This window comes from Pseudoalteromonas sp. 68 DY56-GL68 (assembly GCF_041414825.1).
Taxonomy (GTDB): Bacteria; Pseudomonadota; Gammaproteobacteria; order Enterobacterales; family Alteromonadaceae; genus Pseudoalteromonas.
Genome location: NZ_JAOCZL010000006.1, coordinates 133,785 through 145,095 on the forward strand (window position 1 = coordinate 133,785; position 11,311 = coordinate 145,095).

General features: G+C 42.5%; 7 protein-coding genes. 1 reads left to right on the forward strand and 6 read right to left on the reverse strand.

The features are described from left to right. Positions 1-49: 49 nt before the first annotated feature. The 3 genes from NYF15_RS01375 to arfA form a co-directional block, all read right to left on the reverse strand. Entirely contained in the window at positions 50-1,648 is a 1,599-nt protein-coding gene (locus tag NYF15_RS01375; RefSeq protein ID WP_371352521.1) for a lytic polysaccharide monooxygenase, read from the reverse strand. 55 nt (positions 1,649-1,703) lie between these two features. Further along, a complete protein-coding gene (locus NYF15_RS01380; RefSeq protein WP_371352522.1) occupies positions 1,704-4,871 on the reverse strand; it encodes a glycosyl hydrolase family 18 protein in 3,168 nt (1,055 codons plus the stop codon). A gap of 486 nt (positions 4,872-5,357) precedes the next feature. Then, entirely contained in the window at positions 5,358-5,546 is a 189-nt protein-coding gene (gene arfA, locus NYF15_RS01385) for a ribosome alternative rescue factor ArfA (protein ID WP_062567747.1), read from the reverse strand. Positions 5,547-5,771: 225 nt separating this feature from the next. Between arfA and NYF15_RS01390 the strand changes: the two genes are divergently transcribed. After that, on the forward strand, positions 5,772-7,640 hold the full coding sequence (locus NYF15_RS01390; protein WP_237119259.1) for a cation:proton antiporter: 1,869 nt from the start codon (positions 5,772-5,774) through the stop codon (positions 7,638-7,640). Positions 7,641-7,665: 25 nt separating this feature from the next. On the opposite strand, the gene NYF15_RS01395 is transcribed toward NYF15_RS01390, so the two are convergent. The 3 genes from NYF15_RS01395 to NYF15_RS01405 form a co-directional block, all read right to left on the reverse strand. Beyond that, positions 7,666-8,139 (reverse strand): RES family NAD+ phosphorylase, encoded by a 474-nt coding sequence (locus NYF15_RS01395; RefSeq protein WP_371352523.1) that lies wholly within the window; start codon positions 8,137-8,139, stop codon positions 7,666-7,668. Further along, a complete protein-coding gene (locus NYF15_RS01400; protein ID WP_371352524.1) occupies positions 8,139-8,573 on the reverse strand; it encodes an antitoxin Xre/MbcA/ParS toxin-binding domain-containing protein in 435 nt (144 codons plus the stop codon). Before NYF15_RS01400 ends, NYF15_RS01395 begins: the two co-directional genes overlap by 1 nt. Before the next feature lie 196 nt (positions 8,574-8,769). Beyond that, positions 8,770-11,310 (reverse strand): TonB-dependent receptor plug domain-containing protein, encoded by a 2,541-nt coding sequence (locus NYF15_RS01405; RefSeq protein ID WP_371352525.1) that lies wholly within the window; start codon positions 11,308-11,310, stop codon positions 8,770-8,772. Position 11,311: the final 1 nt, after the last annotated feature.

Here is an 11,311-nt window from a genome sequence, read left to right on the forward strand (position 1 = left end):
TATTTTTATTAAGCTTTACGCTGTATTGAAAAGTTTGAACTACAAAACTTTAGATTTCTGTCCATACTTGGCTTTCACTCGGTACATCACCTTGAGTCCACCATTGTGCGCGATAGCGCTTTCCTTGATAGGTTACTTCGGCACTGCCCTGATAGGCTTTGCCACTCGTCCATTGTTCAGATGCTGTCCCCGCTTCAAGCTGCCATGCATCACTGCTGTCAGGCTGTGCACCTTGGTTCCACCACTTGGCACTGTAAATTCCACCGCCAAAACTGACTTGATCGCCCGTGTTATATTGGCGCGTGCTATCCCACGCAGGTACGCTTGGTTCGGTAGGTGTTGTGTTGGTGTCTAGCACATTCACAACAAAACGTGTTTGAGTGGTTAATTCACCGTCTGATACCGACGCTGTCACTGTGTAGCTAGTATCGCTATTAACCTCTGGCGCGACGATGGTGATATCAGCTCCAGTGCTTGTAAAACTCAGCGGTGCAGGTATATTCCAGCTATAAGTTAATGCGCTTTGTTGATCGTCAAAGGCATGTAAATGCACTTTCGTACTGCTATTTTCATTAACTTGTAAATCATCGGGTTGATGGACAATGGGGGCTGTGTTTTCAGGTGCAGCTTGTACACTTAATGCAAAGCTGTAGTTTGCATTGGTTGCAAACACTTGATTTGTTAGTACATCGTTGACATTAAAGGCAATACTGCCATCACTACCTTGAACACCAACTTGCAACAGGTGACTGTAATTAAGATTGAGTAACTCAGCAAAGGCTTGCTGCCAATTCGCTTGATTTTCGCTGGTTATTTGCATTTGTTGAGTCACTAACTCTTGCCCTGCTTCGTCAAACAAACGTGCAGAAACATTGCCACCGACAACAGCATCTTGCCCTTGACGAACAAAGTAACTGAGTGCAGACCAGTTTGTTGAATCTGTTGGTCCAGCGTCGGTTACAATAGTAATATCGCTACAGTTATAAAAACCTTCACCACCGGCATCCTCACGCTGCCAACGCGTATACAAGATTGCATCACCGCTGCGACCAGCAGGAATTGAGACACTCATTTCGTAATAACGATCATTGTTTGCATCAATAACAAAATCGAGGTTGCCGTATTCAGCAACTAACTCTAAGTCATTCCAAGTTAAAACTTGCGTTGCCCCATCAAAGCCTGGCTTTGTTAAGTAAAACTCCCAGAAGCTAGGGTTATGTGGTGTACTTGCTAAAAAGCGGACTAAAATATCGCCATTCGCATTTGGAATAACATCACTGCGTTGCCAATGCGGCGAAGGCAAATCCATACCTCGTTTTGCACTATCTCCTGCGGCACATAATGCCCCATCGGGTACACTTTGTTTTACCGCGGCAATGTTGGTGTAATCAGCGGTATTCGCCGAAAACTCAATATCTTGTACAAACTGTACATGCCCTGATTCAACAAATGCTGCTCGACAAGCTAGATTTGGAATACCACTGCCATCATCAGGCCACCAATAACCACCATCAGCATTACAAATCGCCTGACGTGCTTTAGGACTTTCTAAAAATCCGTGGGCATTAACATGGCTTGATGCAAAGCCAAGCAGCATGGTGCTTGCCACTGCCGATAAAGACAATGCCTTCGATTTAATAATTTTCATTGTTGTGTTCTCGCTGTAGAAACGCGGAGCAATCTCCTTGCTCCGCTTTATTGAGTTAAAGTGTGCAACTCACTGTCCAGTCAGCTGTTGTGCCTGGCTCTGCGCTTGTCCACCACTTTGCTTCGTAAACCACATTGTTGTGATTCATAAGATCGCCGCCTAGAGCATGAGTTGGGTTACCTGCCCAATCCGTTTGCGGCCAGTTTGGATAAACAGGGATACTTGTTACATCAACACCTTCACATGTCGCACCATTTCCACCAGTGTTACCGCCTGTGTCACCGCCTGAATTTGGCGTGCCAGGAACGGCATCTGGTAGCATTGGGTACTCATATTTGAACGCGTATGTTTTACCGCCCTTTTCAATCGTGAAGTTACTTGGACCAGTAATTGGCATGTAATACATCACTTGGGCATTTACGGTTTGGCCTGTATTAAAGGCTTTTTCGATACCGCCCCACTCATTTGTAAGCGTGATAGAAAAACGATGGAACTCATTTTCATAGCCACCAATGTTATTACCAGCCGCATTCGAGCCATTCACATCCACAGCCATACCCAGTTTTTCTTGAGCATTCCAATTTGATTTGAAAATAGCTGATGTAGATACAGGTACATCAAAACTGATTTTCGCACCGCTTAAATCAATATTTGAATTGTTGGTGAATGAGAATGTAGGCGAAATTGGGTAGTTATCATCACCAATTGGGAAGTCTTTCACTGTAAAGCTGACATCAACCGCTTCACTCGGTACAGTGAAATTAACGTTACCTTGATGCGTGTCATACGCAACACCACTTTGATTAAACTTATTGTAAGCAAGTGTCGTTAGGCTTGAACCCATGAAGTACTCACCTTTTGCTGAGTCATAATCAAAGTCACCAGCAAGCTCCCAGAACATGATGCCACCAAGGCCGTTGTTGATAACGTAATCAACTTTGGTTGCCATTGATTGCTCATCTTCGATTGATAAGAATACTTTTTTATCTGCATTCCATAACCATGGAGCCACAGCCACATTGTCGTAATGACGTGTATAAGTGCCTGTTAATACATCATTTGGATCAGTACTTGGTGTTAAACCATAGATTTCAAGATAAGACGGGTTAATACCGTTTTCTAAGTTTTTAGCATGCCATAGTGGGTTTGAGCCAGCAGGCATTTCTTCACCAGCGTCATTTTTATCATGCCACAGGTTATCGATACCTAATGCACCGTTACCACATTTGTTCTTCTCACCAACACCGGTTCCTTTAGCACATTTAGATTGGTCAGGCAGTGCAGCTTGTCCCCATAATCCATTTGTACCGCCAGATACATCTTTGAAACCACGGGTATAATATGGAATACCAATGTTGATACGACCCGCAGATACTGCACCGCGGAAATAACGTACAGCCCAATCTGTATTTAAGTAACCAATACCTTCAAATTCTGCCGTTGTATACACACCCCATTGCGCAAGCTCTGAATCAAGGCCTGTATCGAACAATGCAGCATTGTGACCCACGTGCGAGTTCCATGCACCGTGTAAGTCGTAAGACATAATGTTCACATAATCTAGGTACTTAACACTTTGAAAAGTTTCCATACCACGTAACAAGTAGCCTGAAGATGGAGAAGCGATTGTTAGTAAGTAATGTTTACCCGCTTTTTGGCCGGCAATATCAAGTTCTTCACGAAGTTTTTCCATAAGAACACGATACGATGCATTTAAACCCGCACGGCGTGCATTCGAAATTGGGAAATCATCCGGATGACCTGAGTCATTCATTGATGAAGGGTATTCATAATCAATATCAACCCCATCAAACCCATATTTTTCGATGAACTCAACTGCACTTTTCGCGAAAGCGTTAATACCAGCTTGGTTTATTGAACCATCAGCATTCGTTGTCATAGTGTAAAAACCACCACTATTAACACGTGTACCATCAGCACCAAAGTAGCCACCTGTTTCGGCCCAACCACCAACAGAAATCAGTGTTTTTACATCTGGGTGTTGTTTCTTAAACTTGTTGAGAAGATTAAAGTGACCTGAGTAACTAAAGCTTGGATCCATCTCTGCACCGGACACACCAGGCCAAGTCATATTAGTGGCTGGGTTACCAGGCGCATTAGGGTCGCCAATTGATACCTTGTTGTTAGCATCAACATGAGCAAATGCATAGTTAATGTGCGTGATCTTATCCCATGGAATATCGTTTACTAAGTAACTAGGTTGACCATTTGCACCATTTCGCCAGCTTGTGAAGTAGCCAATAACACGGCGTGGGTGATCTGCACCCATTTTTTCACGACCATTTGCATCATACACAGTACAATACGGCGTATTTACGCCTGGAGTTTGATATAAGCCTTGTGGTTTACAATCTGCACCAGGTGGGGTTGCTTCAACAACATTAACAACTTTAGTTGCTGTGCCAGTCGCACCTTCGTTATCGGTGACCGTTAACATGAAAGTAACTTGACCTAAAGCGGTAGCCTGCCATGTATAGCTTGAAGATGCAGTATTAGCTTGATGAACAGCGGTGCCATTTTCAGACAAACTAAGTCCTGTTACTTGACCATCACTGTCTGAGCCAGATAGTGCAAACACAAGCTGTGAGCCAACGGTAATTTCATTGGGTACAGCACTAAACTCAATGCTGGCTGTGGGTGCTTGATTTGTTGGGTCCACAACATCCGACACACTCACCGTGTTAGCTACGGCAGCCGATGCTAAACCTAAATCGTCCGTTGCAACGGCACTTATAACATGGCTACCAGCGACCGCTTGCCAGTTAGTTGAATACGGCGGTGCACTAACAACAGCAACCGAAACATTATCAACAAAAAACTCAACACTGGCGACACTGCCATCGACATCGCTCGCCTGCGCATCAATGACAACGCTGTCACCACTATTAAATAAAGAACCATCAGCAGGTGTTAAGCTATTGACTTGAGGAGCTTGATTATCAGTGACAACGCTGTCACAAGCTCCCAAAAAACGCCACTCTTGATCCGTGCCAGAATTCTCCACAGGGTTTGACTGTGTCCACCACTTGGCTTCATAGGCATTATTATTAGCCTGAACTTGGCTACCGCCAACGTGCGTTTGTCCTTGTTGCCATACTTCTAGATTACTGCAATCAACTGCAGCTTGTGCTGTAAAGCCATATAATCCAAGTGACATTGCACTTAGCTTAAAGGCATTTTTTATAAATTGATGTGAGCTCATTCGCTCCCTCCGCCCAAGGTTGTTATAACATTTATTTTACATTTCCAACTTAAAAGTAACACAAAAAACAAATGGGTCAACCTTAAAATTACCGATAAAAGGTAAAAATCAAATCCTTTTGGGCGTAAAATGCTTAGTTACAAACCAAAAAGAATGAATCCATTTACTCTTAATGAAACCGAGGGAGGATTCTACAACTAAAAAGTGAACACAAAGTTAACAGCAAATTAACCTTGCTAACTATGATTAACACAGGGTTTTTGAATTAAAGGCAGGGAGAAACGGGTTAAAACGGCAAATAAAATACGTTTCTTATTTGGGTATATAACGAATAATCTAGTTTTTAGAAAAAAATGTATAAAAAATTTGTGTGTTTTTTGTTCTTCTCTGTTCACTTTTCAGCTTAGAAGCAAATTTGAGGTATAAAAAAAGCAAACTTTGCCAGTTTGCTTTTCTGTAAAAATCCTATTTGATCACAACTAAAATCTAAGCAGCGATTAAATAGGACTCTCGCCCTGCATGTTTTGCCTTACGTTGGTAAGCGCCTTTACCTTTTTTAGCTTTTTCTACCTTTGATTTAAATAATTTTGAAGTGACCAATGCCGCATAGACATTGTCATTAATAACACCGCGACCAGTATCAACTTGGCTTTGGTTATGTTTCTTTTTGCTCATTTATTGCTCCTATTTAAAGTGCCGCGATTATATACACGGTTTAAAGCTACGCAAGTGGTTTTTAAAAAAATTTCTTTTTTATTCACTGCTGTAACGAACTTGAGGATGATTTTTTATTTTTCAACCCATTTAGTGTTTTCTTGCTTTCCCTATTGGCAATACTTTTTAAAACAACCATAGTTACTAAATATGCTAATACACTGTTTATCATAAAAAAGGTTAAAAATGGCAGACATCCTCCTAATCGCCTTCATTTTTCTAATAGCTGGTATTGTTGCAGTACCTATTGCCACTAAGTTGGGTTTGGGCTCAGTGCTTGGCTATTTACTTGCTGGTATCGCTATTAGCCCGCTACTCAATGCACTGAATGTCGATGTCATTGCAATTCAACATTTTGCTGAGTTTGGAGTTGTGATGATGTTATTTATCGTCGGCCTTGAATTAGAACCCCAAATATTATGGTCAATGCGTAAGCAACTAATAGGTCTTGGTGGCGGGCAAGTTATTATAACTAGTACGGTTTTAGCTACAGTCGCTATTTTGCTCGGGCACACATGGCAAACGGCTGTTACAATTGGCTTAATTTTATCTCTTTCATCCACCGCCATTGTATTACAGACCCTCTCAGAAAGAGGGCTATTAAAGTCAGATGGTGGGCAAGCTTCATTTAGCGTATTACTCACACAAGATATTGCTGTGATCCCTATGTTGGCTTTTATTCCTTTATTGGCTTTACCCGATCTATCTCAAGGTATAAGTAGTGCAGCTCAAAGTTCTCACAGTGGGCTTAGTCTTGTTGCGGATCTTGAAAGTTGGCAGGCAGCATTGGTAACGCTTGGGATGATTGCCTTGGTCATATTTGGTGGAAATTATCTAACAGCGCCTCTTTTTCGCTTTGTCGCGCTGGCTAGACTTCGGGAATTATTCACCGCTACGGCGTTACTTTTTGTAATCGGCATCGCGTTAATGATGTCCTTGGTCGGGTTATCTGCTGCATTAGGCACATTTTTAGCAGGTGTCGTGCTTGCCAACTCTCCTTATAAACATGAGCTTGAAAGTAATATTGAGCCATTTAAAGGCTTATTATTAGGACTGTTTTTTATCACCGTTGGTGCTGGAATAAACTTTCAACTACTCACTGATAATTTTATGGTGACGGTGTTGTTAACATTCGCCCTTGTTATCACAAAAGCACTCGTGTTGTTTTTACTCGGACGATTATTTGGCTTAAAAGGCGCAGCATCTTGGCTACTAGCTCTTGGACTTGCGCAAGCGGGGGAATTTGGCTTTGTCCTTTTAGCCTATAGTGTGGCAAATAATGTGCTCGATTCGGGCGTTGCTGATCAGCTACTTTTAACTGTCACACTATCAATGCTGATTTCGCCTGCTTTATTCATTATTTATCAACGTGTTATTGCACCAAGGTATATTACAGAGCAAGGCAATAGAGAAGAAAGCTTCCCTGACGATAGCCATGTGATCATTGCAGGATCTGGCCGCATGGGTGGCCTTGTCGATCGTATTTTACAAGCTGGTGGCTATAAAACGACCGTGATTGACTATAATTATAAGCAGCTTGATGCACTCGAGCGGGTTGGAATTCGTAATTTCTTTGGTGATGCAACGCGTCCTGATTTACTTAATGCTGCTGGGATTGAAAATGCAAATTTGCTCATCGTTGCCTTAGATGATGCCGAACAAATAACTAAACTGGTACGTTATGCGATGCATAACTACCCACATTTACATGTTGTTGCGCGCGCAGTAGACCGCCATCATGTTTACGATTTATGGGCCTATGGTTGTCGGGATATCATTCGCGAAACGTTTGACAGCACGATGAGAATGGGGCGTTCAGCTTTTGAAGCTCTCGGTATTGAGCGAGAAAAAGCCCAAGAAATGGTCGATATATTCACTGAGTTTGATAAGGAAATGCTACGTCAAGCCGCTGATGCTTACGAAATTGGCGTTCCGTTTGAGGAAAATCAAGCCTACATTGATTGTATAAATAAACTATTTGATGAAAAAGAGCCGCAAATTAAGCAACAAATGCGTGAAATTTGCGAGCGTGTTACCACATCAGAAAATACATAGACCACATCAACGACTTTAAGTGGCCTCAAAGTTTTGCGGCTAGCCGATTAGGGTAAAGAAAGTTTTGACAATCAATGCTTTGAATACGACTGATATCTTTATGTAGTGGGTTTATTAAAAAGTTATATTCGTCTGGACATAAACTGGAGGGAACTTGAAGCACCGCGGCCTCCATCGAAGCAAGCCAATTAGAGCCTAACGCCTGAGTATCAGCAATATAAGGGTGATCATCCCATGCTTTTGGCAGCTCTGAAGCAACGAACCTGATAACTTTTAGGTCATCGGGTATTTGAATCGTTGTGATACTCAGGTTTTTACTTAAAATATCCGTTGTGTCATTCACTAAACGTTCAAGCATTGCCAGTGATCGTGAGCTGGCGGTATACACTATTGGCTTACCAACAAAATGCCACCGCCCCTGCGCATACAAGCCACCTAATCCAGATAACGCGTTAGTTAGGTCGTTATGTACTTTAGGTGCGATCCGATAACAAATCATTAAGCGGTAAACCCATACTCAAGCCCTAAAATAACACGCTTAATAAGGGCTCGACCGCGAATGGTATGAATCACCGATTTCGGCTCTTGATTAGCAAACTGAATGTTAGGAGTACTAAGCCATTCATTCCAACGTTTAACATCACCAAAATAGGCTATACCTTGTGAAGAAATACGTGCAACCTCTAAGGCGTTTTCACTTAGCTTAGCATTAAGGCGTTTTCTGTCTTTGCTATAGCGCTCCAGAGTACGCGTCGTTGTGCCTATTGACATCGCTAGAATATTAGCATCCCAATTTAGCTCTTTACCAAGAGATTTAATAGCACTGACTGTCACCCCCTGCGTGGCAACATTGATTTCATCTATTGTATTAGAGTGAACGGTCACTCTGCCATCGGTAACAACACCTAGGTAATCTGTTTCAATCACATTCATATTTCACCTCGCCGAAAATCGACACCTGTCATTCATTATAGTGACACCTGTCGCTTTTTACAATTGTCATTGTACAACCATTCCTTATTACGTTTTGTAATAGTGCATGGTGCAGCTTTTGCATCTGTTTAGCTTTAGGAATGAAAATAGCGCCAAATGGCGCTATTTTAAGTTTTAAAATTGCAGCTTGATTGCGTTAAAAGCTAAAGCTCAGTTTTGCGTAATAAGTCATGCCATCAAAACCATAAGGTAAAGCACGAACAGGATACTTAAAGGCTTTATTAGTAATAAAATCAAGCACCTCGTCTTCACCTAACTCATCAGGTGTTACATCAAAAATATTATCAATACCTGCTGATAGCATCAGTTCATCGGTCAATTGATAACCAACATTAACATCAACTAATACCGCTGATTCAACAGTGCTGGTATCTTTGAACTCGCCTGTTGGCGATAGCTCATCAGGTAGACCTATGTGATCATTACCAAAGTATTTAACATCCGTTTCGCCGTAATAATTGAAACGCACCATGCTATTGAAATCACCGCGATCATACTCAAAAGTAAGTGTTGCGCGCTCACCCGGTTGTCCATCAGTTAAAAAGCTACGTTGTAAGTCATCAAGAGCAACTGAATCAGGGATCCCTTCTGGCGCATTAACATCATCAATTTCTGTGTCATTTAAATTACCTGCAAAAGTCGCAGAGAAGTTACCTTCGTACAAATCAGTGCGGTAAGAGGCAATAATATCCACCCCTTTGGTCGTTGAATCAACAGAGTTTGAGAAGTAATTAGCTTGCTGAGCACCCGTTGCATTTAGCGCAGCGACAGCCTCTGGACTAAACGCCACATCATTTGCCGACATCAAGCTGCCTAACGTAATGCGGTCTTTAATTTCAACATGATAGAAATCAACCGTTAACGATAATTCACTACTTACGTTATATACAAAGCCTGCACTTAAATTTTCAGAGCTTTCAAGACCTAAATTATCCACGCCGAGTGCTGAAGGGAAATCAGACCCCGCCGTTGCAGTGAACGATTGTAACAACACACCACCAGCACCTAGGTTAGTGGTGTAGGCAGTGTATGCACTTTGTTGTAATGATGGTGCTCTAAACCCTGATGAAATCGCTCCACGAACGGCAAAGTCGTCTGTCATTTCATATCGAGTTGCCAGCTTACCAATGATGTCATCACCTGCATCAGAGAAGTCTTCATAACGAAGTGCGGTACTGACTTGCCACGCATCGGTAATTAAGGTTTCAGCATTTACATAAAAAGCATAGCTGTGGCGGCTTTCTTTGTTTGACGCTTCTGGACGTAAACCGTTATAAGCTTGAAAACCACACTCAGCAAATACCCCCTCATCATTTACCGCAGGATATGAAGTATCGGTGTTCGCTAAGCCGCATGCGTATGAGGCTGCTTCACCAGGCACTATTTGATAATTCTCTTTTCGGTATTCAGCACCTACCGATACATAAACAGGCTCACTACGACCAATATCTAAAATACCGTTTAAATCGGCATTAACGGTGGTTTGATCAAATCTAAAACCACCAGAGTAACCACCTGTTGGGCCCGCATTTGCGGCAATATCTGCATCACTTGCATCAGGGTTATTCGCTACATACTCAGCAGCATAAGAAGCATTTATGGTATTTTTTGACGTAAAGTCATAGCTATTTTCACCATACACAGCTGATAAGTCATAGCTCCAATCTGTATTCAGCTCACCACGGAACCCCAGGGCTACCGAGATATCTTCAGCTTCATTATCAATACGTGGCAAAAAGCCATCACTGTATACTTGCACTACATTTTTGGCGGCTTCGTTGTAATTACGGTAAAAACCATTGCCTAATGCGGTTCTATTTGAAAAACCGCCAAATGAATACAGCTCAATATCGCCTAGCGGCAAAGCCATATTATAGAATAACGATGTAAATTCGCTGTCAGCATTACCTTGTCCCCAACGTACATCATCAGATAAAGCCCCTGCTGGCTCGCCTAAAGCTCCCCCTGTGTCTCGCTGTGCTCGGTTAGTACCGTCAGCGTCTCGATATTCGGCTGAAAAGTTAATAAAACCCCCTTCGTCGCCTAAATCAAAACCACGATTCAAACCAATCGATATTGTATCGCCGTCGCCTTCGCCTGTACTTCCTGCTTGCACATACCCTGTAGTTATTCCCGTCGAATCATTTAGCGATAAGTTGATAACCCCTGCAATAGCATCTGATCCATACTGCGCAGCAGCTCCATCTCGAAGTACCTCAACCCCTTTTAGGGCTGTCAGTGGAATCGCATTCATATCAGTACCAGCAGCACCCGCGCCGACAGTACCATTTAAACCAAAAATAGACTGATTATGACGGCGTTTGCCGTTTATAAGCACAAGCGTTTGATCTGGTTGCAAACCACGCAACGTAGCCGGCCTAAATAAGTCTGACCCGTCAGACACCTGAGTACGGGAAAAGTTAAAAGATGGTGCGGTTGCTTGTAAGCTTTGACCAAGCTCAGTAAAGCCCCCTTTGTTTAATGTATCAGCATCAATTAAATCAATCGGAGATGAAGACTCTGTAGCAGTCCGATTAGCCACTCGCGAACCAAGCACTGATATTTGCTCTATATTTTTATCGGCTTTTGTACCCTGTGCTTCTTGAGCCTGCGTTGAAGTCGCGGTCAGCGCTAAACTCACCGCTACGGCAAGTAAGTTAAAAGAATGTGTTGTCATA